The 25,831-nt window shown below is 59.6% G+C and carries 22 protein-coding genes, 1 other RNA gene and 1 pseudogene; 12 read left to right on the top strand and 12 right to left on the bottom strand.

Annotated elements, in window-relative coordinates:
• Positions 1 to 33 precede the first annotated feature (33 nt).
• Both VZP09_RS10940 and selO read left to right on the top strand, forming a co-directional pair.
• Positions 34 to 498: an NlpC/P60 family protein gene (locus VZP09_RS10940; protein ID WP_002909082.1), complete on the top strand. Its 465-nt coding sequence runs from the start codon at positions 34 to 36 to the stop codon at positions 496 to 498.
• A 113-nt stretch (positions 499 to 611) separates the two neighbouring features.
• Positions 612 to 2,054: a protein adenylyltransferase SelO gene (selO, locus tag VZP09_RS10935; protein WP_004184566.1), complete on the top strand. Its 1,443-nt coding sequence runs from the start codon at positions 612 to 614 to the stop codon at positions 2,052 to 2,054.
• 29 nt (positions 2,055 to 2,083) lie between these two features.
• Here the strand turns inward: selO and hemP are convergent, their stop codons facing one another.
• The 4 genes from hemP to VZP09_RS10915 form a co-directional block, all read right to left on the bottom strand.
• The gene (gene hemP / locus VZP09_RS10930; protein ID WP_014343179.1) at positions 2,084 to 2,263 is read right to left on the bottom strand and encodes a hemin uptake protein HemP; all 180 of its coding nucleotides are present in this window, start codon (positions 2,261 to 2,263) and stop codon (positions 2,084 to 2,086) included.
• A 155-nt stretch (positions 2,264 to 2,418) separates the two neighbouring features.
• Positions 2,419 to 3,465 carry a 3-deoxy-7-phosphoheptulonate synthase AroH gene (gene aroH / locus VZP09_RS10925; RefSeq protein WP_004180369.1) on the bottom strand — a complete coding sequence of 349 codons (1,047 nt, stop codon included), beginning with the start codon at positions 3,463 to 3,465 and terminating at the stop codon, positions 2,419 to 2,421.
• 154 nt (positions 3,466 to 3,619) lie between these two features.
• Positions 3,620 to 4,453 carry a posphoenolpyruvate synthetase regulatory kinase/phosphorylase PpsR gene (ppsR, locus tag VZP09_RS10920; RefSeq protein WP_002909061.1) on the bottom strand — a complete coding sequence of 278 codons (834 nt, stop codon included), beginning with the start codon at positions 4,451 to 4,453 and terminating at the stop codon, positions 3,620 to 3,622.
• Between the two features lie 144 nt (positions 4,454 to 4,597).
• Positions 4,598 to 4,717, bottom strand: a complete 120-nt coding sequence (locus VZP09_RS10915; protein WP_328795134.1) for a hypothetical protein — start codon at positions 4,715 to 4,717, stop codon at positions 4,598 to 4,600.
• Positions 4,718 to 4,792: 75 nt separating this feature from the next.
• Between VZP09_RS10915 and ppsA the strand changes: the two genes are divergently transcribed.
• Complete coding sequence (gene ppsA, locus VZP09_RS10910; protein ID WP_328795133.1) at positions 4,793 to 7,171, top strand: phosphoenolpyruvate synthase; 2,379 nt, start codon at positions 4,793 to 4,795, stop codon at positions 7,169 to 7,171.
• Between the two features lie 86 nt (positions 7,172 to 7,257).
• Here the strand turns inward: ppsA and rprA are convergent.
• Both rprA and ydiK read right to left on the bottom strand, forming a co-directional pair.
• Positions 7,258 to 7,365: antisense sRNA RprA (gene rprA / locus VZP09_RS10905), an RNA gene on the bottom strand.
• A gap of 188 nt (positions 7,366 to 7,553) precedes the next feature.
• Positions 7,554 to 8,666, bottom strand: a complete 1,113-nt coding sequence (gene ydiK / locus VZP09_RS10900) for an AI-2E family transporter YdiK (RefSeq protein ID WP_020805190.1) — start codon at positions 8,664 to 8,666, stop codon at positions 7,554 to 7,556.
• 218 nt (positions 8,667 to 8,884) lie between these two features.
• Between ydiK and ydiJ the strand changes: the two genes are divergently transcribed.
• The 3 genes from ydiJ (at position 8,885) to VZP09_RS10885 (ending at position 12,801) form a co-directional block, all read left to right on the top strand.
• A complete protein-coding gene (ydiJ, locus tag VZP09_RS10895; RefSeq protein WP_004175614.1) occupies positions 8,885 to 11,941 on the top strand; it encodes a D-2-hydroxyglutarate dehydrogenase YdiJ in 3,057 nt (1,018 codons plus the stop codon).
• Positions 11,938 to 12,348, top strand: a complete 411-nt coding sequence (gene menI, locus VZP09_RS10890; protein ID WP_002909015.1) for a 1,4-dihydroxy-2-naphthoyl-CoA hydrolase — start codon at positions 11,938 to 11,940, stop codon at positions 12,346 to 12,348. Before ydiJ ends, menI begins: the two co-directional genes overlap by 4 nt.
• Before the next feature lie 204 nt (positions 12,349 to 12,552).
• Positions 12,553 to 12,801 carry a GlsB/YeaQ/YmgE family stress response membrane protein gene (locus tag VZP09_RS10885; protein WP_002909014.1) on the top strand — a complete coding sequence of 83 codons (249 nt, stop codon included), beginning with the start codon at positions 12,553 to 12,555 and terminating at the stop codon, positions 12,799 to 12,801.
• A 97-nt stretch (positions 12,802 to 12,898) separates the two neighbouring features.
• Here the strand turns inward: VZP09_RS10885 and VZP09_RS10880 are convergent, their stop codons facing one another.
• Positions 12,899 to 13,219: a hypothetical protein gene (locus VZP09_RS10880; RefSeq protein ID WP_004184563.1), complete on the bottom strand. Its 321-nt coding sequence runs from the start codon at positions 13,217 to 13,219 to the stop codon at positions 12,899 to 12,901.
• Between the two features lie 567 nt (positions 13,220 to 13,786).
• Between VZP09_RS10880 and VZP09_RS10875 the strand changes: the two genes are divergently transcribed.
• A complete protein-coding gene (locus VZP09_RS10875; RefSeq protein WP_023325267.1) occupies positions 13,787 to 14,767 on the top strand; it encodes a DUF1852 domain-containing protein in 981 nt (326 codons plus the stop codon).
• Between the two features lie 23 nt (positions 14,768 to 14,790).
• A complete protein-coding gene (locus tag VZP09_RS10870) occupies positions 14,791 to 15,822 on the top strand; it encodes a methionine synthase (protein ID WP_002909005.1) in 1,032 nt (343 codons plus the stop codon).
• A gap of 82 nt (positions 15,823 to 15,904) precedes the next feature.
• Here the strand turns inward: VZP09_RS10870 and VZP09_RS10865 are convergent, their stop codons facing one another.
• The 5 genes from VZP09_RS10865 to VZP09_RS10845 form a co-directional block, all read right to left on the bottom strand.
• Positions 15,905 to 17,092: an MFS transporter gene (locus VZP09_RS10865; RefSeq protein WP_167877372.1), complete on the bottom strand. Its 1,188-nt coding sequence runs from the start codon at positions 17,090 to 17,092 to the stop codon at positions 15,905 to 15,907.
• A 56-nt stretch (positions 17,093 to 17,148) separates the two neighbouring features.
• Positions 17,149 to 17,910 carry an ABC transporter ATP-binding protein gene (locus VZP09_RS10860; protein ID WP_004212506.1) on the bottom strand — a complete coding sequence of 254 codons (762 nt, stop codon included), beginning with the start codon at positions 17,908 to 17,910 and terminating at the stop codon, positions 17,149 to 17,151.
• The gene (locus VZP09_RS10855) at positions 17,910 to 18,947 is read right to left on the bottom strand and encodes a FecCD family ABC transporter permease (protein ID WP_001545318.1); all 1,038 of its coding nucleotides are present in this window, start codon (positions 18,945 to 18,947) and stop codon (positions 17,910 to 17,912) included. The genes VZP09_RS10860 and VZP09_RS10855 overlap by 1 nt, the downstream gene beginning before the upstream one ends.
• Positions 18,947 to 19,945: an ABC transporter substrate-binding protein gene (locus VZP09_RS10850; RefSeq protein WP_004200258.1), complete on the bottom strand. Its 999-nt coding sequence runs from the start codon at positions 19,943 to 19,945 to the stop codon at positions 18,947 to 18,949. Before VZP09_RS10850 ends, VZP09_RS10855 begins: the two co-directional genes overlap by 1 nt.
• Before the next feature lie 158 nt (positions 19,946 to 20,103).
• On the bottom strand, positions 20,104 to 21,015 hold the full coding sequence (locus tag VZP09_RS10845) for a LysR family transcriptional regulator (RefSeq protein ID WP_083565268.1): 912 nt from the start codon (positions 21,013 to 21,015) through the stop codon (positions 20,104 to 20,106).
• A gap of 96 nt (positions 21,016 to 21,111) precedes the next feature.
• Between VZP09_RS10845 and VZP09_RS10840 the strand changes: the two genes are divergently transcribed.
• The 4 genes and pseudogenes from VZP09_RS10840 to VZP09_RS10825 form a co-directional block, all read left to right on the top strand.
• Positions 21,112 to 22,107, top strand: a complete 996-nt coding sequence (locus VZP09_RS10840) for an NAD-dependent epimerase/dehydratase family protein (protein WP_328795132.1) — start codon at positions 21,112 to 21,114, stop codon at positions 22,105 to 22,107.
• Between the two features lie 95 nt (positions 22,108 to 22,202).
• A complete protein-coding gene (locus VZP09_RS10835) occupies positions 22,203 to 22,817 on the top strand; it encodes a TetR/AcrR family transcriptional regulator (protein WP_004143215.1) in 615 nt (204 codons plus the stop codon).
• A gap of 74 nt (positions 22,818 to 22,891) precedes the next feature.
• The gene (locus tag VZP09_RS10830) at positions 22,892 to 24,001 is read left to right on the top strand and encodes an efflux RND transporter periplasmic adaptor subunit (RefSeq protein ID WP_328795131.1); all 1,110 of its coding nucleotides are present in this window, start codon (positions 22,892 to 22,894) and stop codon (positions 23,999 to 24,001) included.
• Positions 23,998 to 25,831: pseudogene (locus VZP09_RS10825) on the top strand (efflux RND transporter permease subunit); the annotation flags it as partial. The gene VZP09_RS10830 and the pseudogene VZP09_RS10825, both read left to right, overlap by 4 nt.

Raw genomic sequence — 25,831 nt, 5'->3', positions numbered from 1 at the left:
CGATNGAGACTAGGGACAGAGGGATCATCTGAAATGCGCTTCTGGTTCATGTTGGCGGCGGCGTTAATTTTAGCCGGCTGCAGCAGCCATCGGGCACCGCCGCCGAATCCTCGGCTGGCAGACTCCATTACGGTGGTGGCGAATCTGAACGAGCAGCTGCGCAGCTGGCGCGGCGCGCCGTATCGCTACGGCGGCATGACGCCGCGCGGCGTTGACTGCTCCGGCTTCGTGGTGCGCACGTTTCGCGATAAATTTGCCCTCCAGCTGCCGCGTGAAACCCGCGAGCAGGCGGAGATCGGCACCCGCATCGATAAGCGCGATCTGCTGCCCGGCGATCTGGTGTTCTTCAAAACCGGCTCAGGGGAGAGTGGCCTGCACGTTGGCATCTACGATACCGACAACCAGTTTATTCACGCCTCCACCAGCCAGGGCGTCACCCGTTCCTCGCTGGATAACGTCTACTGGAACAAAAAGTTCTGGCAGGCGCGGCGAATCTGACGTCATTCAGAAGCAAGAGGGAAGCGAACGCTTCCCTTTTTTATGCCGATAACCCTGCACTCCGCCCGTGTTAATCCGCTGTTCCAGGCACTACACTGGAGAGAGGAGGAACCATGACCCTTTCTTTTACCACCCACTGGCGGGATGAACTGCCGGACTTTTACACTTCCCTGTCACCAACGCCGTTGGATAACGCCCGACTCATCTGGCGCAACGCCCCGCTGGCGCAACAGCTGGGGGTGCCCGACGCCCTGTTTGCGCCTGAAAGCGGGGCCGGTGTCTGGGGCGGCGAAGCGCTGCTTCCGGGCATGTCGCCGCTGGCGCAGGTATACAGCGGCCATCAGTTTGGCGCCTGGGCCGGCCAGCTGGGCGACGGACGCGGGATCCTGCTCGGCGAGCAGCAGCTGGCGGATGGCCGCCGTTACGACTGGCATCTGAAAGGCGCCGGCCTGACTCCTTATTCGCGGATGGGGGACGGCCGCGCCGTGCTGCGCTCGACGATCCGGGAAAGTCTGGCGTCGGAGGCGATGCACGCTCTGGGGATCCCGACGACGCGCGCCCTGGCGATGGTGACCAGCGATACCCCGGTCTACCGCGAGCGCGTGGAGCCCGGCGCGATGCTGATGCGGGTGGCCGAGAGCCATGTCCGCTTCGGCCATTTCGAACATTTTTACTATCGCCGTGAGCCGCAGAAGGTCCAGCAACTGGCCGACTATGTTATTCGCCACCACTGGCCGCAGCTGCAGGATGAGGCGGATAAGTACCTGTTATGGTTCCGTGACATTGTCATGCGTACCGCGCAGACTATCGCCAGCTGGCAAACCGTGGGCTTTGCCCATGGGGTGATGAATACCGACAACATGTCGATTCTCGGTCTGACCATCGACTACGGCCCGTATGGCTTCCTTGACGATTTCCAACCGGACTTCATCTGCAACCACTCCGATTATCAGGGGCGCTACAGTTTTGAAAACCAGCCGGCGGTGGGGCTGTGGAATCTGCAGCGTCTCGCCCAATCGCTGTCGCCGTTTATCAGCGCTGAAGCGTTAAACGCGGCGCTGGATGAGTATCAGCACGCCTTGCTGACCGCTTATGGCCAGCGGATGCGCGATAAACTCGGCCTGTTCAGCCAGCAGAAAGGGGATAACGACCTGCTGGACGGGCTGTTTGCCCTGATGATCCGCGAGAAGAGCGACTATACCCGGACGTTCCGCCTGCTGAGCCACAGCGAACAGCTCAGCGCCGCATCGCCGCTGCGCGATGAGTTTATCGACCGCGCGGCCTTTGACAGCTGGTTTGCCGGGTATCGTGCGCGGCTGCGTGATGAACAGGTGGACGACGCGCAGCGCCAGCAGAGGATGCAGGGCGTGAATCCGGCGCTGGTGTTACGTAACTGGCTGGCGCAGCGGGCGATCGAGCAGGCTGAGGCGGGCGATATGGGCGAGCTGGAGCGCTTGCATGCCGCGCTGGCAGACCCCTTTACCGATCGCGAGGACGACTACGTCCGCCGCCCGCCGGACTGGGGGAAACGTCTGGAAGTCAGCTGCTCGAGCTAACTTGCTTCGCCCCGCGTTCAGCGGGGCGCTTACTTGGTCAGAATTAACTTCCCGGCGTGGGTCTGGCGCAGCAGATAGCGCTGGCCGCCATGCTCAATCACTACTCGTCCTTCGCTGCCTAACAGAACCCGACTGCTGATCTCTCTGTCCGTCGCCACGGGATAAGGGGCATTGTCTTTTGGTTTTTCAGCTGTGGCAGTGTTATCNATACGCGTCATAGCTCTCAGAATAAAAATCAAGGCAACAATGATAATCATTATCAATAATGTTGTTTTTGACGGCAAGCGTTATTTATCGTGTTACCGGATTTGGTAGGGGAGTCAGCGAAGAGAATTGCCCGCCGCAGGCGCGGCGGGCGGAGCGGTTACAGGCGGGTGGCGGTGGCCGCAGCCAGCTCGCTCAATAATCTTTCGCTATCTTCCCAGCTCAGGCAGGGGTCGGTGATCGACTGGCCCCAGGTCAACGGCTGGCCGGGGACCACTTTCTGAGTGCCTTCCTGCAGGAAGCTTTCGGCCATAATCCCGGCGATGGCGGTGGAGCCCGCGCGAATTTGCTGACAGATATCGGCGCACACCTCCAGCTGACGGCGGTGCTGCTTCTGGCAGTTGCCATGGCTGAAATCAACGACCAGCTGTTCCGGCAGATCGAATTCACGCAGCGCCTCGCCGGCGGCGGCGATATCCTCGGCGTGATAGTTTGGCCGTTTGCCGCCGCGCATAATAATATGCCCATACGGATTGCCGCTGGTCTGGTAAATCGTCATCTGCCCCTGCTTGTCCGGAGAGAGGAACATATGGCTGGCGCGGGAGGCGCGGATGGCGTCCACCGCGATGCGCGTATTGCCGTCGGTGCCGTTTTTAAATCCAACCGGGCAGGAGAGCGCTGAGGCCATTTCACGGTGGATCTGGCTTTCAGTGGTGCGCGCCCCGATGGCCCCCCAGCTGATGAGATCGGCGATAAACTGACCGGTCACCATATCGAGAAACTCGGTGGCCGTCGGTACCCCCAGCTCATTAACCTGCAGCAGCAGGCGCCGCGCCAGCTCAATTCCGTGGTTGACCCGGTAGCTGCCGTTGAGGTCGGGATCGGAGATTAAGCCTTTCCAGCCCACCACGGTACGCGGTTTTTCAAAGTAGGTGCGCATCACGATCTCCAGCTGCGGCTGGTAGCGCTCGCGCATGCCCTGCAGGCGGCGGGCATACTCCAGCGCCGCGTCGGTGTCGTGAATGGAGCAGGGGCCGATAATCACCAGCAGTCGGCGGTCTTCGCCGTTGAGGATTTTTTCAATTCGGCGGCGGGAGGCCGAGACGTGGGCAGCCACGTCGGCCGTCACGGGATGGCGCTGGGCCAGCTCCGCGGGCGTTACCAGGCTCTCAATGCGCGCGGTACGCAATTCGTCTGTTTTATTCATTGGGGTCTCAAAAATCTGTTTCTTCCGCGGCGAAAATGCCGGGAAGTGATGCGCATCACGATAAACCAATCCCTGCTTATTGCAAGAGCAGGGCATGATCCTGTATAGGCCACGGGTGATAGCATAAACAAATTTTTAATAATGTACTAGTGTATTAGTACATCCTGCGATTCAGCCCCATGATGTCCATGATTTTTGTCGCAATTTCCTCAACAGAATAGTTGGTGCTGTTCAGGCAGGGGATTTTATTCTTGCGATACAGGGCCTCCACTTCGGTCACTTCCATCCGACACTGGCGCAGCGAGGCGTAGCGGCTGTTCTCCCGGCGCTCCTCGCGGATCGCCGCCAGACGCTCCGGATTGATGGTCAGGCCGAACATCTTATGCTGCAGGGGTTTCAGCGAGGCCGGCAGCACCAGATTGTCCATATCGTCGGCGATAAACGGATAGTTGGCGGCGCGAATACCGTACTGCATGGCGAGATACAGACTGGTGGGTGTTTTGCCGCAGCGCGAGACGCCGAGGAGGATCACCTGCGCCTGGTCAAGGTTGCGCAGCGAGATGCCATCGTCATGGGCAAGGGTATAATCGATAGCGGCGATACGCGCATCGTATTTAATCAGGTTGCCGGGGTTGAGGCCGTGGGTACGGTGGGCCACCGGCGTCGGGTCGAGGTTGAGCTCCTGCTGCAGCGGGGCCACCAGCGCCTGCACGATATCCTGACAAAAGCCTTCGCTTTGCAGAATAATGTCGCGTATTTCCGGGATGACGATGGAGTAGAACACCAGCGGGCGAATACCCGTTTGCTGATAAATGGCGTCGATCTGCTCCTTTACCGCCCGCGCGCGGCTGATATTTTCCACAAACGGCAGGGTTACGCTGCTGATGGCGACCGGGAATTGCGACATCACGGCATGCCCCAGCACCTCCGCCGTGATGGCGGTACCGTCAGAAATATAAAATACGTGGCGATCTACAGCACTTTCCATTTTGACCATCCGGTATAATGAGTTTAATTGCCTGAAAGCGGATATTAAATTTAAGCATATCCCTGTTTGATTTGTCTCTTGTTAAAATTGAAACGCTATTTTTGTTTTTTATGAAAAGGGTGGTTCATTTTCTTTTTGTCGCCGTTATTTCCAGTGTTTTTCATCAGAATTCCTAAAAATCATCAAGTTAGCAATATCGGGGGAACAGTCCGAAAAATGAAAAAATAATTTGCTTGAACGATTCACCGTTTTTTTCAGCTNCATAAATATGTCAGGATAATCCTGCAGTCGATCGTGAAATTTTTTTCACTGGTATTAAATCACAAAAGGATTGTCTCGATGTCCAACAATGGCTCGTCACCGCTGGTGCTTTGGTATAACCAACTCGGCATGAATGATGTAGACAGAGTTGGGGGCAAAAATGCCTCCCTTGGTGAAATGATTACGAATCTGTCCGGTATGGGTGTTTCCGTACCTAACGGGTTTGCCACCACCGCTGATGCTTTCAATCAGTTCCTGGACCAAAGCGGTGTTAACCAGCGCATCTATGCGCTGCTGGATGAAACCGACATTGACGACGTTTCCGCATTAGCGAAAGCGGGCGCGCAGATCCGACAGTGGATCATCGATACCCCCTTCCAGAGCGAACTGGAAAACGCGATTCGCGATGCTTATGACCTGCTGTCCGCCGATGACGCCGAGGCCTCATTCGCCGTGCGCTCTTCCGCCACCGCGGAAGATATGCCGGACGCCTCCTTCGCCGGACAGCAAGAGACATTCCTCAACGTGCAGGGCTTTGACGCCGTGCTCGTTGCCGTGAAGCACGTGTTTGCTTCGCTGTTTAACGATCGCGCAATCTCCTATCGCGTGCATCAGGGTTACGATCACCGCGGCGTGGCGCTCTCCGCCGGGGTGCAGAGGATGGTCCGCTCCGATCTGGCCTCCTCCGGCGTCATGTTCTCCATCGATACCGAATCCGGCTTTGACCAGGTGGTGTTTATCACCTCGGCGTGGGGTTTGGGCGAGATGGTGGTGCAGGGCGCGGTGAACCCGGACGAATTCTACGTCCACAAACCGACGCTGGCCGCTGGCCGTCCGGCGATCGTGCGCCGCACCATGGGGTCGAAAAAGATCCGTATGGTTTACGCGCCGACCCAGGAGCACGGTAAACAGGTGCGTATCGAAGATGTGCCGCAGGCGCAGCGCGATATTTTCTCGTTAAGCAACGAGGAAGTGCAGGAGCTGGCGAAGCAGGCGGTGCAGATCGAGAAGCACTACGGCCGTCCGATGGATATCGAGTGGGCGAAAGATGGCCACACCGGTAAGCTGTTTATCGTCCAGGCGCGTCCTGAAACCGTGCGTTCCCGCGGCCAGGTGATGGAGCGTTATACCCTCCACGCTCAGGGGCAGATCATCGCCGAAGGGCGCGCCATCGGCCACCGCATTGGCGCCGGTCCGGTCAAGGTGATCCATGATATCAGCGAGATGAATCGCATTGAGCCAGGCGACGTACTGGTTACCGACATGACCGACCCGGACTGGGAACCGATCATGAAAAAAGCCTCGGCGATTGTCACCAACCGCGGCGGGCGTACCTGTCACGCGGCGATTATCGCCCGTGAGCTGGGGATCCCGGCGGTGGTCGGCTGCGGCGATGCTACCGATCGCATTCAGGAAAATCAGAATGTCACCGTCTCCTGCGCCGAAGGCGACACCGGCTATGTCTACGCCGAGCTGCTCGACTTCAGCGTCAAGAGCTCCAGCGTCGGCGACATGCCGGATCTGCCGCTGAAGGTGATGATGAACGTCGGCAACCCGGATCGCGCGTTCGACTTCGCCTGCCTGCCGAACGAAGGCGTCGGTCTGGCGCGGCTGGAATTTATCATCAACCGTATGATTGGCGTTCATCCGCGCGCGCTGCTGGAGTTTGACGACCAGGAGCCGGGCCTGCAGAACGAAATCCGCGAGCTGATGAAAGGCTACGATTCGCCGAGAGAGTTCTACGTTGGCCGCCTGACCGAAGGGATCGCCACCCTCGGCGCCGCTTTCTATCCGAAACGGGTGATCGTGCGTCTGTCGGACTTCAAATCGAACGAATACGCCAACCTGGTGGGCGGCGAGCGCTATGAGCCGGAAGAAGAGAACCCGATGCTCGGCTTCCGCGGCGCCGGACGCTACGTTTCCGAAAGCTTCCGCGACTGCTTCGCCCTTGAGTGCGAAGCGATGAAGNGCGTGCGTAACGATATGGGACTGACCAACGTTGAAGTGATGGTCCCGTTCGTCCGTACCGTCGCCCAGGCGAAAGCGGTGGTCGAAGAGCTGGAGCGTCAGGGGCTGAAGCGCGGCGAGAACGGGCTGAAGATCATTATGATGTGCGAGATCCCGTCGAACGCCTTGCTGGCGGAGCAGTTCCTCGAGTACTTCGACGGCTTCTCCATCGGTTCGAACGACATGACCCAGCTGGCGCTCGGTCTGGACCGCGATTCCGGTGTGGTTTCTGAGCTGTTTGATGAACGCAATGACGCGGTGAAAGCCCTGCTGTCGATGGCCATCCGCGCGGCGAAGAAACAGGGTAAATACGTCGGCATCTGCGGCCAGGGGCCGTCTGACCATGAGGATTTCGCCGCCTGGCTGATGGAAGAGGGGATTGATAGCTTGTCCCTGAACCCGGATACCGTGGTACAAACCTGGTTAGGTCTGGCGGAACTGAAAAAATAAGTTCGCCCTGACAGGACCGATCCCCGGCAGCGATGCCGGGGATTTTTTTTACCGGTGTCAGGCTATCTGGTGTCGTGATGCGCAGGGCAAAAAAAAGCCCATCGTGGGAGATGGGCAAAGACTACACACAGCAATTCGTTGTTTCACTCAGGGGATTTCCATGCTTATAAATCAAGGTGTTGATTTATAACCGTGAGCTAATAGTAGGCAGCGGGGCCTTTGCCGTCGATCAGATTCCTCTCAATAGTTAAATTGTTGTGAAGGACCGGGGGAGGAAAGCGAGGTGAAGGGCGCGCGGGGCCAGCGCATTGCCGGCGATCAATAAATTTTGCTTAACAATATGCGGGCAAAGAAACAGGCGGGTCTCCCCGCCTGCCAGGCATTACTTGCGACCGGCGTCCAGCTCACTGAGCTCTTCAAGGACGACGTCAGGGTCTTTCGGCGGCGGCGGCACCTCATGCACCCAGGCGTCATACAGTCGCCAGGAGACGGCGAGCAGCACCGGACCGATAAACAGGCCGATCATGCCGAAGGCGATCAGGCCGCCAATGACGCCGGTGAGGATAAGGATCATTGGCAGGTCGGCGCCCATGCGGATGAGCACCGGACGAATAACGTTGTCCATGGTGCCGACTACGCAGCTCCACACCAGCAGCACGGTGCCCCAGGTGGTGTCCCCGCTCCAGTAAAGCCAGATAATCGACGGCACCAAAACCAGTAAAGGGCCGAGCTGAACCAGACAGGTAAAGATCATCACCACGGTCAGCAGAGCGGCGTAGGGCACGCCGGAGACGGCAAGGCCAATCCCGCCCAGTACCGCCTGAGTGAGGGCAGTGACCACCACGCCCAGCGCCACGGCGCGCACGGCCTGGCCGGCCAGCAGCACCGCGGCGTCGCCGCGTTTGGCCGCGAGGCGCGTGGCGAAGTAGCGGAAACCATAGGCCACCTGCTCGCCGCGCCAGTAGAGCAGCGCGCTGAACAGCAGCATCAAACCGCAGTAGACCAGCAGCTTGCCGATGTGCGCCGCCTGACCGACAAACCAGCTGGTGGTGGTGCCAATATAGGGACGAACCTTGGCCATAATCGCCGAGCCGCCCATATCCAGCAGACCGTGCCAGGCGGAGTACAGTTTATCGCCGACCAGCGGTACGCTGTTGAGCCAGGCGAAATCCGGCAGCGTCACATTTCCGCTGCTGATGAGTTTGATCAGCGGAACGCTGTTATCCACCAGGCTGTTGACCAGCAGAGCGATAGGAATAACGAATAGCAGAAACAGCAACAGGGTCATCGCCAGCACCGCCAGCAGTCGTTTGCCGAACAGCACACGCTGCAGACGCAGCAGCACCGGCCAGGTGGCGATCACCACCGTACCGGCCCAGGCGAAGGACAGAATAAACGGCTGCACAACCCACAGGCAGGATATGATAATCAGGGCCAGGAACAGCACCGACAGCAGTATTTGCGGAATGTCCCGAGGCTGATGGGGATTAATCATAGAGAAATTTTACCTTTCCAGTCGCGCCAAACAGCTGGCGCCGCGTAAATCCATATACTGATAATAATATCAATAATTTTGCCGGGCTGATTTTGCACAGAAAACACGTGGGCGCATATGAAAAAAATGTGATAAAAAGTTGAATGCGCTACGCAAACGTTTAGTTAGCACCAACACAATATTTTCAAACACAACATAGTCAGGCAGGGTCAAGCGTGATGATCCCACAAATTTCTCAGGCGCCAGGGGTAGTTCAACTGGTGCTGAATTTTTTGCAGGTACTGGAGCAACAGGGTTTTACCGGCGATACCGCCACCAGCTATGCCGACAGGCTAACGATGGCCACCGACAACAGCGTCTATCAGCTGCTGCCGGATGCGGTCATTTTTCCACGATCCACGGCGGACGTGGCGCTGCTGGCGCGCGTTGCCGCCGAACCGCGTTTTAAATCGCTGATTTTCACCCCGCGTGGCGGCGGCACCGGCACTAACGGCCAGGCGCTGAACGGCGGGATTATCGTTGATATGTCCCGCTATATGAATCGCATCATCGAGATTAACCCCGAAGAGGGCTGGGTGCGCGTTGAAGCCGGGGTCATCAAAGATCAGCTGAACCAGTTTCTTAAACCCTATGGTTACTTTTTTGCGCCTGAGCTATCCACCAGCAACCGCGCCACGCTGGGGGGGATGATTAACACCGACGCGTCCGGCCAGGGATCGCTGGTGTACGGCAAAACGTCGGATCACGTGCTCGGCCTGCGGGCGGTGCTGATGGGCGGGGATATCCTCGATACCCAGGCGGTGCCGGTGGCGCTGGCGGAGACGCTGGGCAATACCCCCTCGACGGTTGGCCGGATCTACAACACGGTCTACCAGCGCTGCAAGGCGCAGCGTGACCTGATCATTGATAAGTTTCCCAAACTCAACCGCTTCCTCACCGGATACGATCTGCGTCACGTCTTTAACGATGAGATGAGCGAGTTCGACCTGACCCGTATTTTAACCGGTTCGGAAGGGACGCTGGCGTTTATTACCGAAGCGCGGCTGGATATCACCCGCCTGCCGAAGGTGCGCCGTCTGGTCAACGTCAAATATGACTCCTTCGACTCTGCGCTGCGCAATGCGCCCTTTATGGTCGAAGCGAAAGCCCTGTCGGTGGAGACCGTCGATTCTAAAGTTCTCAATCTGGCGCGCGAGGATATCGTCTGGCACTCGGTAAGCGAACTGATCACCGACGTGCCGGATAAAGAGATGCTCGGGCTCAATATCGTCGAATTCGCCGGCGATGACGCGGCGCTGATTGACCAGCAGGTTACTACCCTGTGCCAGCGGCTGGACGAGCTGATGGCCGCCAGCGAGGCGGGCGTCATTGGCTGGCAGGTCTGTCACGATCTTGAAGGCGTGGAGCGCATCTATGCCATGCGCAAGAAGGCCGTCGGCCTGTTGGGTAATGCCAAAGGCGCCGCCAAGCCTATTCCTTTCGCCGAGGACACCTGCGTACCGCCCGAACATCTGGCGGATTACATCGTCGAGTTCCGCGCGCTGCTCGACAGCCACGGCCTAAGCTACGGCATGTTTGGCCACGTTGATGCCGGGGTGCTGCACGTGCGCCCGGCGCTGGACATGTGCGATCCGCAGCAGGAGGTGCTGATGAAGCAGATCTCCGACGAGGTGGTAGCGCTGACGGCGAAGTATGGCGGCCTGCTGTGGGGCGAACATGGCAAAGGGTTCCGCGCGGAGTACAGCCCGGCCTTCTTTGGCGAGACGCTGTATGCCGAGCTGCGCAAGATCAAAGCGGTCTTCGATCCCGATAACCGCCTGAATCCGGGGAAAATCTGTCCTCCGGAAGGTATCGACGCGCCGATGATGAAAGTCGATGCGGCGAAGCGCGGCACCTGGGATCGGCAGATCCCCATCGCGGTGCGCAGCAGCTGGCGTGGGGCGATGGAGTGTAATGGCAACGGGCTGTGCTTCAACTTTGACGTCAAGAGCCCGATGTGTCCGTCGATGAAAGTCAGCAACCAGCGCATCCACTCGCCGAAAGGGCGGGCGACGCTGGTGCGGGAATGGCTGCGCCTGCTGGCCGACCGCGGCGTCGATCCCAACCAGCTGGAGAAGGCGCTGCCGGAGCAGGGCGTCAGCCTGCGCTCGCTGGTGGCGCGCACGCGCAACAGCTGGCATGCGCGCAAAGGCGAATATGACTTCTCGCATGAGGTCAAAGAGGCGATGTCCGGCTGTCTGGCCTGTAAAGCCTGTTCGACCCAGTGCCCGATCAAAATCGATGTTCCCGAGTTCCGCTCGCGCTTCCTGCAGCTGTACCACAGCCGCTATCTGCGGCCGGTGCGCGATCATCTGGTGGCCTCGGTCGAATCTTATGCGCCGCTGATGGCGCAGGCGCCGAAGACCTTTAACTTTTTTATTAACCAGCCGTGGCTGAAAAAGCTGTCGGAGAAGCATATCGGGATGGTCGATCTGCCGCTGCTCTCGGCGCCGTCGCTGAAGCAGCAGATGGCCGGCCACCGCTCCGCCAATATGACCCTTGAGCAGCTCGAAGCGCTGAGCGCCGAGCAGAAAGCGAAGATGGTGCTGGTGGTGCAGGATCCCTTCACCAGCTACTACGACGCCCAGGTGGTGGCCGACTTTATCCGTCTGGTCGAGGCCTTAGGCTATCAGCCGGTGCTCCTGCCGTTCTCGCCGAACGGCAAGGCGCAGCATATCAAAGGCTTCCTCACCCGCTTCGCGCGCACCGCGCAGAAGACGGCGGACTTCCTCAACCGCGTGGCGCAGCTGGGCATGCCGCTGGTGGGCGTCGATCCGGCGCTGGTGCTCTGCTACCGCGATGAGTACAAGCAGACGCTCGGCGACAAGCGCGGCGATTTCCAGGTGCTGTTAGTCCATGAGTGGTTGCCGAAGGCCCTAACCAGCGACGCCCGTCCCGATCTGGGCGGTGAGCCCTGGTACCTGTTCGGTCACTGTACCGAAGTGACCGCGCTACCGGCGGCGACAAAGCAGTGGGCAGATATTTTTGCCCACTTCGGCGCGAAGCTGGAAAACGTCAGCGTTGGGTGTTGCGGGATGGCTGGCACCTATGGTCATGAAGTGAAAAACCACGCCAACTCGTTGGCCATTTACGCGCTCTCCTGGCAGCAGGCGATGCAGCGGCTGCCGCGAAACCGCTGTCTGGTGACGGGCTACTCCTGCCGCAGTCAGGTGAAGCGTATTGAAGGCAGCGGCGTTCGCCACCCGCTGCAGGCGTTACTGGAGATAATCGGATGATTTGGAAACGTCAGGCCACGCTGGAGCAGCTCAACCGGCTCGGTGAGGGGAACATGGTAGGGCTGCTCGATATTCGCTTTGAGACCGTTACCGACGATACGCTGGAGGCCACTATGCCGGTCGATAGCCGCACACAGCAGCCGTTTGGCCTGCTGCACGGCGGAGCGTCGGTGGTGCTGGCGGAGACCCTGGGGTCGGTGGCAGGCTATCTGTGCAGCGAAGGCGAACAAAAGGTGGTGGGGCTGGAGGTTAACGCCAACCACATCCGTTCGGCGCGCGGGGGCCGGGTGCGCGGCGTCTGCAAAGCGCTGCACGTCGGGACGCGCCATCAGGTCTGGCAAATTGAAATCTTCGACGAACAGTCGCGGTTATGTTGTTCATCACGACTAACCACCGCGGTAATATAAGCCGCATGGCGGGAGGCGAATAGCCTCCCTTTTTTTAAGGTAATAAGCGAGAGCCGGCCTGCCAGAGCCAGAGAGGTTGTCACAAGATCAGCCGGGCGTCGGCAGGGAATTATCTAATATTTATATTATTACCGATCCACTCTCGTTATTTATGCTACTCTTTTCAATACTAAATGCTTAAAGGTAACAAGAGGACGGTTAACCATGGGTATTCTTTCCTGGATCATTTTTGGACTTATTGCCGGTATTTTAGCCAAGTGGATTATGCCGGGAAAAGATGGCGGCGGATTTATCGTGACCGTTATTTTGGGGATCATCGGCGCCGTGGTCGGCGGCTGGATCAGTACCCTGTTTGGTTTTGGCAAGGTCGATGGGTTTAATTTCGGCAGCTTCGTGGTAGCGGTTATCGGTGCGCTGGTGGTACTGTTTATCTACCGGAAAGTGCGTAGCTAATTTTCAGCTGCTCAGCTGTAAATAAGTACATAAAAGCTGCCGCGATATGCGGCAGTTTTTTTATTGCTGACAGATGACAGCGTAGATCTCCCCTGGGCTATTGTCTGTCGGTTCCCTCGCCAACCGGCACCACCTCAACGTGCACTTCGTAGTGTTTCGCCTGGCCGGCGGGGATCAGCGCGGTCAGTTTGTTAATGGTTTCCGCTGGCGTATCGGTTGCTACCGTGGCTGAAAACAGCACCGGTCTGTGCGGCGGAAGCTGCGGCGGGAACGGCGGCAGGGGGCCACGATCCCTCTCCATCGGCGGGCGGACTCCGTTATCGACGACAGGCGCCGGGACGTCGGTTTTATCAGCCGCAAAGGCGCTGGCGGCGGTAACGGTGGCGATAGCGAACAGGGCAAGCAGAGCTTTTTTCATCCGGGATTCCTCAATAAGCAAGTCCCAAAAGAGTAGAGGGTGCCGGCAGGCGGAACAATCCCAGGCGGCGCGAATCCTCTGAATCTTCTTTTTTCCTCGCGAATGTGGAGGTCAGATGAGAGCGAGTGTCATTGCGTTCGGGAGCCTCTTAATTCAGCAGTACGCTCATAATCAGCAGTACGGCCATGCACATCGACATAATACTGATATCAACAATCATTCTGTACGACAAAAGCTCCAGCTAAACGGGTACGGCGGGCAGGTNNGCCCATCTTATAGTGGTTAAAGAGTGTACCCTGCCGACATCCATTGAACAAACGTTTATTGACTAATATTGTCGGCCTGCGTCGGCCATCGGCCACCGCCTGGAGCAACATGAGGATGGCTCATGTTGCATTGAATTTAAGTCGCTTTCCCTCCAGCGCTGACTCTGGCAAAAATAGGTTCATTAACGAATCAACAACATTTACCGGTTGAAGCGCGCCCGGCCTGACTCCGCGTCGCCAGGCTGGTGGAGAGTATTCCGCCGGGTTCGCTTTATGCCCGCCATCAGGATGGACAATCGCCATGAATAATAAATTTACCTATACGATTAAGCGCACCCGGTTTGATGAAAATTATAACCCTGCGGAAAATACGCGTATTACCACCAACTTCGCTAATTTAGCCAGAGGGGTGAACCGTGAGGAAAATCTGCGCAATACGTTAATCATGATGAATAACCGTTTTAATAGCCTGGCCCACTGGGATAATCCCCATAACGATCGCTATGCGGTGGAACTGGATATTATTTCTGTCGAGATGAATATTGCTCAGGATAGCGCCAGCTTCCCGGTGATTGAGATCCTGCAAACGCATATTGTCGATAAAAAGAGCGGGGAGCGTCATGCCGGTATCGTCGGCAATAACTTCTCCTCCTATGTGCGGGATTACGATTTTAGCGTACTGCTTCTGGAACATAATAAGGACCAGAGTCACTTCAGCGTACCGGAAAACTTTGGCGAGCTGCACGGCAATATCTTTAAGGATTTTGTGCAATCCAGCGCCTGGCGCGCCAACTTCAGCAAGGCGCCGGTGATTTGCCTGAGCGTCTCCAGTAAAGATGTTTACCATCGCACCGGTAACGAACATCCGGTCCTCGGCATTGAATATGCTCAGGAAGGCGTCTCGCTGACCGAGCGCTATTTCAGCAAAATGGGGCTGCAGGTACGCTATTTTATGCCAAAAAACAGCGTCGCGCCGTTGGCCTTTTATTTTACCGGCGATCTGCTCAGCGATTACACCAGCCTGGAACTGATCGCCACCATCAGCACGATGGAGACGTTTCAGAAAATATATCGCCCGGAGATCTACAATGCCAACTCCCCGGCGGGGCAATACTATCAGCCCAATCTCAGCCACCTGGATCATTCATTAACAAAAATCGTCTATGACCGGGAAGAGCGCAGCCTGTTGGCGATTGAGCAGGGGAAATTTACACAACAACATTTTATCAACCCGCACAAGACGTTGCTTGAGCAATGGTCTGCTAATTTCGCGCTTTGCTAAACCCATATAAAAGGCTAATGACTATGAAAACATGGCTTCCGACATCGACCGCCGGCAGTTTACCGAAACCTTCCTGGCTGGCGCAGCCAGAGACTCTGTGGTCGCCCTGGAAACTGTCCAGCGAAGAATTACTGGCCGGCAAGCGCGACGCCTTGCGGTTATCCCTCGACGACCAGCTGCGGGCCGGGATCGATATTGTCAGCGACGGCGAGCAAACGCGGCAGCACTTTGTCACCACCTTCATCGAGCACCTCAGCGGGGTGGATTTTGCCAAACGCGAGATCGTGAAAATTCGTAACCGCTATGAGGCCAGTGTTCCAACGGTGGTGGGCGCCGTGGAGCGCCAGAAACCGGTCTTCGTGGAGGACGCTCGCTATCTGCGGCAGCTCACCAGTCAGCCGATCAAATGGGCGCTTCCGGGCCCGATGACCATGATCGACACGCTGTATGACAACCACTATAAAAGCCGGGAAAAGCTGGCCTGGGAATTTGCCAAAATCCTCAATCAGGAAGCGAAAGAGTTAGAGGCTGCGGGGGTTGATATTATTCAGTTCGATGAGCCGGCCTTTAACGTCTTCTTCGATGAGGTCAACGACTGGGGGATCGCCGCCTTAGAACGAGCCACCGAAGGGCTGAAGTGTGAGACAGCGGTGCATATCTGCTACGGCTATGGCATCAAGGCCAATACCGACTGGAAAAAGACGCTGGGCTCCGAGTGGCGACAGTATGAAGAGGCTTTCCCGCAGCTGCAGAAATCGTCCCTTGATATTATCTCTCTCGAGTGCCACAACTCGCGCGTGCCGATGGATCTGCTGGAGTTGATCCGCGGTAAAAAGGTGATGGTCGGGGCGATCGATGTCGCCAGCCATGCTATCGAAACCCCGGAAGAGGTGGCTGGAACCCTGCGCAAGGCGCTGGCGTTCGTCGATGCCGACAAACTCTACCCGTCCACCAACTGCGGTATGGCGCCGCTGCCGCGCCATGTCGCGACCGGCAAACTGCACGCCCTGAGCGCCGGCGCCGAGATTATTCGTCGCGAGCTGGCGGCAAAGTAAGGCGGGGCGCGCCCGTTATCTTCCCCAGGCGGTGTACTTTATCGTCGGTTCACTTCCAGAGCGGGCTGTCGCCCGCTCTGCGTCATGTTGCCGCCAGCGGGCGACAGATTGCCCGCAGGGCGACGGCGCTGCACAGCGGAAACAGCGCCAGCAAAAGCCAGGGATAAACCGCCTGCGGCGACGGAATGAGCGCCAGGTCAAGCAAATGACCGAGCAGTAAATTCCCGGCTAACACCGCGCACCCTCCTGCGGTGGCGAGCGCTCCGTAGTGGGCGCCCAGCGTCGACTCCTCGGCGAACAGCGGGATCAGATCCTTGGCTGCGGGCACTAACAGCATCTGGCCGAGGGTGAGCAGCGTGACAAAACCAGCCGCCGGCATTAACCGCAGCCAACCTTCGGCGTGTGGGGCGGCGGCGAATAACGCCACGCTGGCAAAGGAAGCCGACAGCAGCAGAAAGCCCACCGGCAGGATGCGCACGGCGCCCATTCGCCGGGCGAAGCGGGCGAGAGGGAGCTGGAGGGTGATAATCAACAGCGAGGCCAGCATAAAGAGCGGCGCCAGATCCTGCTCGCGGCCGCCGGAACGTTGGATCTCCACCGGCAGGGCGAGGTACAGTTGGTTGTAGCTCAACAGCCATGAGCTGTAGGCGAGAATAAACGCGACAAAGCGCGGCTGGCGCAAAGGCGTCCACCATGGGACTCGTCTGCGCGTTGTTGTCGTGTGCCCGTCGGCGGGCAGACAGAAAAAGAGCACCGCCAGCGCCAGAAGAAATATTCCCGCGCCGGCGAGGGCGATATGCCGAAAGCCGATCCCGCTCAGCACGCCTCCGGCCACCGGGCCGATCACCGCTCCCAGTTCACCGCATACCGCAAACAGCGCAAACCACTCGGCGCGACTGCGTTTCCCGTTGGCCTGGCTGAGGGTGCCGGCCCGCGCCAGCAGGGCCTCTATCGACGGGGAGAACAGGGCGCCGCCGACGCCGGTCAGGCAGGCGCCGAGGATAATGGGCCACAGCGACGCCCCGCACGCCAGCAGGAGAAAACCGGCGACGCGAACGACGCAGCCGGCGAGAATGATCGTCTTAGCGCCATAGCGGTCGGCCAGCGTCCCGCCGAGGATAAACATGCCCTGTTGGGAGAAAGTACGCAGCCCGAGGATCAGGCCGATAAGTCCGCCTGAGAGCAGCATGTCGTCGCGCAGGAAGAGGGCGAGGAAAGGAACGACCGCGTAAAAGCCAATATTAAAAACGAACTGGCTTCCCAGTAACACCGGAGGCCAGAGGGTTGCCGCAGGGCGCAGGGAGAAAAGAGGCATATCCGCCCAACCTAAACGATGAAATGAATGTGCTTTTTGCCGTGGTAAGGGGAGATCTCGATTTTGGTTTTCACCCGGAAAACGTCCCACAGCAGCGCTTCGGACAAAATCTCCTCCGGCGTCCCGCTGGCGAGGATCTGCCCCTGCTGCATCACGATCAGCGAATCGCAGAACATCGCGGCATGGTTAAGATCGTGAATGGCCACAATGCTGGTTACCGGCAGCTCGCTGATCAACTGCATTAACTGCATCTGATGATGTATATCCAGATGGTTGGTCGGCTCATCCAGCAGGATTTCGCTCGGGCTCTGCGCCAGCGCGCGGGCGATATGCACCCGCTGCCGCTCGCCGCCGGAGAGGCTTAACCATCCCTGTTCGCTTTTCTCCAGCATCGCTACCCGCTGCAGCGCGGCGGCAATCGCCTCGTCATCCTGAGCGCTCCAGTTTGAGAACGGAGAGTGGTGGGGAATGCGTCCCAGGCGCACGACGTCGCGCACCCGCATATTGGCCTCGGTCATGCCGTGTTGCTCGACGAAAGCCACGCGGCGGGCGAGCTGCTTTTTCGCCATCCGGGCGATATCCTGGCCGTCGAGGGTGACGCGACCTGCATCCGGGCGGCGCAGGCCCGCCAGAACGCGCAGCAGCGAGGATTTGCCGCAGCCGTTGGGTCCCAGCAGTCCGACCGTTTCGCCTCGCGGCACCCGCAGCGAGACATTATTGACGATGACCTTTTTGCCTGCCTTCCAGGTGATATTTTCAGCGCAAATACTCATCACTTATTCCTTGAGCGGTAGATAATCACGGCAAAGAAAGGCACCCCAACCAGGGCGGTTACTACCCCAACGGGCAGACTTTGCGGGGCAATCAGCAGGCGCGACGCGATGTCCGCCAGTACCATCAATATCGCCCCTGCCAGCGCGCTGGCGATCAGCAACGTTCGGTGCAGCGGGCCAAAGAAGAAACGCATCACGTGCGGCACCACCAGGCCAACAAAGCCGATTGAGCCGGCCATGCTGACGATGGTGGCGGTGATCAGCGCCGCAGTGGTGAAGAGGATCAGGCGCACGCGCGGCACAGCAATCCCCAGCGAGGCGGCGGCATCGTCGCCGAAGGTGAACGCGTCCAGCGCCCGGGCATACCACAGGCAGACCGCCAGACCCGCGAGCACCACCACGATGACCAACTGGAATTCGGGCCAGCGAACGCCGCTGAAGCTGCCCAGCAGCCAGAACATCACATCGCGGGCCTGCTGCGCGCTGGCGGAGGTGCTGATGGTATAGGCCGTGATGGCGTTAAATAACTGCGAGGCGGCGACGCCCGCCAGAATGGTTCGCTCATTACCGCCGCGCGCACCGTTAGTCAGCAAGGCGACAAAGGCGAAGGCGGCGAAGGCCCCGGCAAAGGCCCCGGCCGAGAGGGAAATTGCGCCAGCGCCAAGGCCCAGCACCACGATCGATACCGCGCCGGTGGAGGCCCCGGCGGAGACGCCGAGGACGTAGGGTTCCGCGAGGGCATTCTTCAGCAGGCTTTGCAGCACGACGCCGCAGATAGCGAGGCCTGCGCCGCAGCAGGCGGCGACCAGCGCGCGGCTGAGGCGGAAATCCCAGATTACGCTCTCATAGATACGGTTGAGAGGCTCAGCGGTTAAGCCGGTTCTGTTGCTGATAGCGTAAAAGACATTCTGCAGCGGGATGGCCAGCTCGCCAACACTGACGCCCACAGCGATCACCAGCGCCAGCACGATCGCTGCCAGTACACACCAGCCGGTGAGCAGTATGCTGCGGCGCGTCTCAATCGCGGCGACGCTCATCAGTTCAGCCCCATTTTTCTCAGCTGCTCGCCCACCTGTTCCGCGCCGTAAAGCGTGCGAATGGTTGGATTCATCGCCTGACCGTCCATGACCACGATATGGCCTTTTTTCACCGCCTCCAGCTGGCTGACGGCGGGATCGCTTTTGAGGAATTTGATCTTCTCCTCGGCCTTATCCAGCGCCCAGCGGTTACGGTCCAGACTGGCGACCACGATCACATCCGGGTTGGCGGCAATAATGCTCTCCCAGCTCACCGTGGGCCACTCGGTCTCGGAGGTTATCGCATTATGACCGCCCAGCACGCTGGCGATAAAGCCGGAGGCGCTGTTTTTACCGCCGACATAGGCATCGGCCGAAGGCGAGGCGCTGGAGAACCAGAAGACGAAGGAGAGATCTTTTTTGCTTTTACCAAACTCCTGGCGCAGGTCGGCTTCACGTTTTTTGAAATCGGCAATTAGCGCCTGACCACGATCTTCGACGTTGAAAATGCGGGCGAAATCGCTAATCTCCTGATACAGCCAGGTCATATCCCACAGCTTTTGCCGGCTGCCGTACATATCGCCGGTGGCCTTTTTAGTGGCGCACATCCCCGGTGAAACGTAGCTGTTCACGCCGACGGTGGCGAGATCTTCACGCCTGGCGACTTTGCTTTCCGGCCCCAGCAGCAGCGGCAACTGGGCGGGAACGAAATCAGGATTTTGCGCCAGCACCGATTCCAGGCTCGGAATTTCCACCGTCAAGGTTTTAATCTTCGCGTTTTGCTCAGCCAGCTGCGGTAAAACGCTGGTCGGCCAGAAGGCGCTGGCGACCACCTGCTTTTGCAGCCCGAGCAGCAGCAAAATTTCGACCGTATTTTGCCCCAGCGCGACCACGCGCTCCGGCGGCCGGGTGAAGGTCTCCTGATAGCCGCAGTTTTCAATCGTCAGGGGGTAGGTTGTTGCCAGCGCGGAACTGACGGCGGTGAACATCAAGCCTAACGCGCAAAGGACCTTCTTCATTAAACGCTATCCTTGTAAACAGGCGAGTGGATGACCAGCAAATGGGAGTAATGCAAATGAAACTCATTATTGGGGCGGGGTTTTATACAATGCCATATTTACAGTGTCAATGAGTGACTATTTCCGCAGGCAATGAAATGCCCGCGCGATGGGGTGGGTCAGCTCGCCAGTGGGCCACGAATATACGCCTGCAACCCCTGGGCGAGAAAATCAAATACCCGCTTACAGGCAGGGCTGTGGCGCAGATCCTCATGCATTACCAGCCAGGTATCAAGATACAGAGAAAAGTCGGCCGCCAGCACTCGCTGCAGGGGAATAATGCCATCCGCAAGGGGCACCTGGCAGATGCCGATCCCCGCTCCGGCGCGAATCAGGCTCAACTGGGCGAGGTCGCTATCGGTCCGCATCGCGAAGGCCTCACGCTGAAAACGAGGGTAAGCCTGCAGCGCCCGGCGAACAAGTGGGGTGGCGCTATCGAAACCAATCAGCGCGTGGCTGGCCAGATCGTCGAGGGTCGTGGGCAGGCCCTGGCGCGTCAGGTAGGTGGCGGTGGCATGTAACCCAAGCTCGATCCTGCCGAGACGGCGGGCGATAAGCTGCTCCTGCTGCGGGGCGACCATCCGCACCGCGATATCCGCCTCCCGGTGAAGCAGATCCTGAAATCGATTGGAGAGCATCAGTTCGATGACGATATTCGGGCACGCTTGCCTGAGCCGGGCAACCAGCGGCGGCAGCACCTCCGCGCCGACCACCTCGCTGGCGGCCACCCGCACCACGCCACGCAGATCGGCTCTGTCGCGACTAAAGTTGGCCGCCGTGCGTTCCAGCGCCCGGGCGGTGTTGTCCATCGCCTCGGCGTGCATCCGCAGCGCCAGCGCCGCGTCGGTCGCCAGCAGGCCGGTTTGCGAGCGGGTAAATAAGGCCTGGCCGAGGGCGGTTTCCAGCCCGGCAATATGGCGCCCCGCCGTCGGCTGAGTGATGTTCAGGGTGCGCGATGCGCCCGATAAAGAGCCTTCCTGCAGGACGGCGAGAAAGGTTCGGTACCACTCCCAGGGAATAGAGGTATTCATACAAATATGTATAGCCGTTCGACGATGGTATGCAATTTCATTTGATATGAGCCGCAGGTAGGCTGTCAAGCATCCATTAGCGAACGGGGAAAGAGGATGAACAGCAGCGGCAAGGTACTTATTCTGGGAGCAAGCGGGGGCATCGGCGGGGAAGTGGCGCGCCGGCTGGTGGCAGACAACTGGCAGGTTCGGGCGCTGAAGCGCGGCGCCCAGATGCGTGATCCCGAAGATGGCATACAGTGGATAGCCGGCGACGCGCTGGATGGCGGCCAGGTCGCGGCGGCGGCTGCCGGTTGCGACGTCATCGTCCATGCGGTGAATCCGCCGGGCTACCGGCACTGGCGGCAACAGGTACTGCCTATGCTGCACAACACCCTGCAGGCCGCCGAACGGCAGCGGGCGCTTGTAGTCCTGCCCGGCACGGTCTACAACTATGGACCGGATGCCTTTCCGCTGATTGCTGAAGAGGCCGCACAACAGCCGGTGACCCGCAAAGGCGCCATCCGGGTGGCGATGGAGCTGGCGCTGAAGGATTACGTGCAGCGCGGCGGCCGGGCGTTGATTGTTCGGGCGGGCGATTTTTTTGGTCCACGCGCCGGAAATAACTGGTTTTCGCAGGGGCTGGTCAAGCCTGGTCAGCTTCCCCGCATCATTAGCTACCCGGGGGCGATCGGCGTGGGGCATCAGTGGGCCTGGCTGCCCGACGTGGCCGCCACCATCGCCGCGCTGCTGGCCCGCAGGCATGAGCTTGAGCCGTTCGCCCGCTTTCATATGCAGGGCCACTGGGACCCGGACGGCAGCGAAATGAGTCAGGCGATCCAGCGGGTGGTCGCCCGCTATGGCGGCCGAGCGGCAGTGAAGTCTTTTCCCTGGTGGCTGGTGAAGCTGGCGGCGCCCTTCAATGCCACCCTGCGCGAAATGGTCGAGATGCACTATCTCTGGCGTCTGCCGGTACGCCTGCGCAACGATAAACTGGTTGATTTTTTAGGCGCGGAACCGCATACCCCGCTCGACAGCGCGGTGTATCAGACGCTGCAAGGCCTGGGTTGTCTGCCCGCCGGCGCGATAAACCAAGAGGCGGGTGAGGCGTAACGCGGCAAGAGGATCACAGAGCGGGGTGTTATTGTGACCAAATCATAATAACGTCACTCGTTGTCAAACGATAGCGATCGCATTAAGCTAAACGGATGACGAAAAATACCCCCACCCCTGCAAGCCGTGGTCCCCATGACCACAGCGTTCGGGACCAGATTCTTGACGCGGCCATGGCGCACTTTAGTCGCTATGGCTATGAGAAAACGACGGTCACCGATCTCGCCAAAGCGATAGGCTTTTCCAAAGCCTATATCTATAAATTCTTTGACTCCAAGCAGGCGATTGGCGAGGCGATTTGCGCCAGCCGGCTGGAGAAGATCATGGTGGCCGTCAGCGCGGCCATCGCCGATGCGCCGTCCGCCAGCGAGAAACTGCGCCGCCTGTTCCGGGCGCTGACCGAGGCCGGCAGTGAACTGTTTTTCGAGGATCGCAAACTGTACGACATCGCCGCCGTCGCGGCGCGCGATAAATGGCCTTCAACGGAACAGTATGCCGGTCATCTGCAGCAGCTGATTGGTCAAATCCTTGTCGAAGGCCGCCAGGCGGGCGAGTTCGAGCGCAAAACCCCGCTGGATGAAGCGACCCTGGCGGTCTATATGGTGATGTGTCCTTTCATCAACCCGGTGCAGTTGCAATACAATCTCGACACCGCGCCCACCGCGGCGGTGCTGCTTGCCTCCCTGATCCTGAGAAGTCTCTCCCCCTGATTAGTGACTATTGACTTTATTGGTCACTAGTCTGAGAATGCGGTCACCATCCGGTCTTTTCATTAAGGTGACCCATGCTCAGGCTCAACGCCGTCCATCTTGCCGTCTGCCTCCTGCCGCTGGCCCTCGCGGGCTGCGGCGAACCTGCCGATCATGACGACCCCCGCATCCGGCCGCCGCTGGTCCGGGTGGCGACCGTCGAGCGCGCGGAGGCTGGCTCGCGGGCCTTTACCGGCGTGGTAGTGGCCCGAACCCAAAGCGACCTCGGCTTCAGGGTGGCGGGAAAAGTGCTTGAACGGCGGGTGGAAACCGGGCAGAGCGTCAAGCGCGGTCAGCTGCTGCTGCGCCTGGATCCGGCTGATCTAGCCTTGCAGGCGCAGTCCCAACAGCGGGCCGTAGATGCCGCGCGGGCGCGAGCCAAAAAGGCGGCCAACGATCTGGCCCGCTATCGCGGCCTGGTGGCGAGCGGCGTCATCTCTGCCGCGGAATTCGACCAGATTAACGCGGCAGCAGAGGCGGCGAGAGCCGACCTCAGCGCGGCCCAGGCGCAGGCCAATGTGGCGCAAAACGCCACCGGCTATGCCGGACTGCTGGCGGATGCTGACGGCGTGGTGGTGGAAACCCTCGCTGAGCCGGGGCAGGTGGTCAGCGCCGGGCAGGTGGTGATCCGCCTGGCGCGGGCGGGGCAGCGCGAGGCGCGGGTGCAACTGCCGGAGACGCTGCGCCCGGCGGTCGGCAGCGAGGCGCTGGCGACACGCTATGGCAGCGAATCTCAGCCGGTCACGGCGACCCTGCGCCTGCTTTCGGACGCGGCTGACGCCACCACCCGCACCTTTGAAGCGCGCTATGTGCTGAACGGCGCGCTGGCGAATGCCCCGCTGGGGTCTACCGTGACCCTGCGCATCGGCAACGACCAGGCGCCAGGCCAGGTGCTGGAGGTGCCCCTGGCGTCGGTCTACGATCCGGGTAACGGCCCTGGCGTCTGGCGCATTGCCTCTCGTCCGGCCACCGTCTCCTGGCAACCGGTGACCGTGCTCGGCCTGAATGATGAAACCGCGCAGGTGACCGGCCCGCTGAAGTCCGGCGAGCCGATCGTCGCCCTGGGCGCCCATCTTCTGCACCAGGGCGAGGCGGTGCGGCTGGCGGAACGACGTGAGCATAATGCCGCCGGGAGCCAGCCATGAGCGCCGGGCGTTTTAATCTCTCCGCGCTGGCCGTCCGCGAGCGGTCGGTGACCCTGTTTTTGATTATCCTAATCTCCGTCGCCGGGCTGGTGGCGTTCTTCGGACTCGGGCGAGCGGAAGATCCGCCCTTTACGGTCAAGCAAATGACGGTCATTACCGTCTGGCCCGGCGCCACCGCGCAGGAGATGCAGGATCAGGTCGCCGAGCCGCTGGAAAAACGGCTCCAGGAGCTAAAGTGGTACGATCGCACGGAGACCTATACCCGCCCGGGCATGGCGTTGATAACCCTGTCGCTGCAGGATCAGACCCCGCCTTCCGAGGTGCCGGAGCAGTTTTATCAGGCGCGCAAGAAGCTCGGCGATGAGGCGAAAAATCTGCCTGCCGGCGTCTCCGGCCCGATGATGAATGACGAATTCGCCGACGTCACCTTTGCGCTCTTTGCCCTGAAGGCGCGGGGAGAGCCGCCGCGGCAGCTGGTGCGTGACGCCGAAGCCCTGCGCCAGCAGCTGCTGCATGTACCCGGGGTGAAAAAAGTGAATATCCTCGGCGAACAGGCGGAGCGCATTTATCTCTCGTTTTCTCATGACCGTCTCGCCACCCTGGGTCTCTCGCCGGAGGCGATTTTTGCCGCGCTGAACAGCCAGAATGTACTGACCGCCGCCGGGGCTATCGAGACCCGGGGCGGGCAGATCTTTATCCGCCTCGATGGGGCGTTTGACCGCCTGCAGCAGATCCGCGACACGCCGATTATTGCCGGGGGCAGAACGCTGAAACTGGCCGATGTCGCCACGGTTGAGCGGGGATATGAAGATCCCGCCACCTTCCTGATCCGCCATCAGGGCGAACCGGCGCTGCTGCTGGGGGTNGTGATGCGTGAGGGCTGGAATGGTCTGGCGCTGGGAAAAGCGCTGGATGCCGAAACGGCCAGCATCAATCAGAGCCTGCCGCTCGGCATGTCGTTGACCAAGGTGACCGATCAGTCGGTGAATATCAGCGCCGCGGTCGATGAGTTCATGATCAAATTCTTTGTCGCCCTGCTGGTGGTGATGGCGGTGTGCTTTGTCAGCATGGGGTGACGCGTGGGCGTGGTGGTCGCGGCGGCGGTGCCTTTAACCCTCGCCGTGGTGTTTGTGGTGATGGAGGCGACCGGCAAAAACTTCGACCGCATCACTCTCGGCTCGCTGATCCTCGCCCTGGGGCTGCTGGTGGATGATGCCATCATTGCCATCGAAATGATGGTGGTCAAAATGGAAGAGGGGTATGACCGCCTCAAAGCCTCGGCCTATGCCTGGAGCCATACCGCCGCGCCCATGCTGGCCGGTACCCTGGTGACGGCCGTGGGCTTTATGCCCAATGGATTTGCGCAGTCCACCGCCGGGGAGTACGCCAGCAATGTGTTCTGGATCGTCGGTGTCGCGCTGATTGCCTCCTGGATTGTGGCGGTGATTTTTACCCCCTGGCTGGGGGTGCACCTGTTGCCGGACAGAAAGCCCGCGGCGGCCGGCCACGCCGCGCTGTATGACACCCCGCGCTATCAGCGCTTCCGTCGTCTGCTGACCCGGGTTATTGCTCACAAATGGCGCGTGGCCGCCGGGGTGGTGGCGCTGTTTATCGTGGCGATCCTGGGCATGAGCGTGGTGAAAAAGCAGTTTTTCCCCACCTCCGATCGTCCGGAAGTGCTGGTTGAAGTGCAGCTGCCTTACGGGTCGTCGATTAGCCAGACCAGCGCCGCGGCGGCGAAAATTGAGCACTGGCTGCAGCGGCAGCCGGAGGCGAAGATTGTCACCAGCTATATCGGCCAGGGCGCGCCGCGCTTTTACCTGGCGATGG

This window comes from Klebsiella sp. EMBS2024 (assembly GCF_036233805.1).
Taxonomy (GTDB): Bacteria; Pseudomonadota; Gammaproteobacteria; order Enterobacterales; family Enterobacteriaceae; genus Klebsiella; species Klebsiella pneumoniae.
The sequence above is the reverse complement of the archived record's forward strand: the minus strand, read 5'-3'. Positions and strand labels throughout refer to the sequence as shown.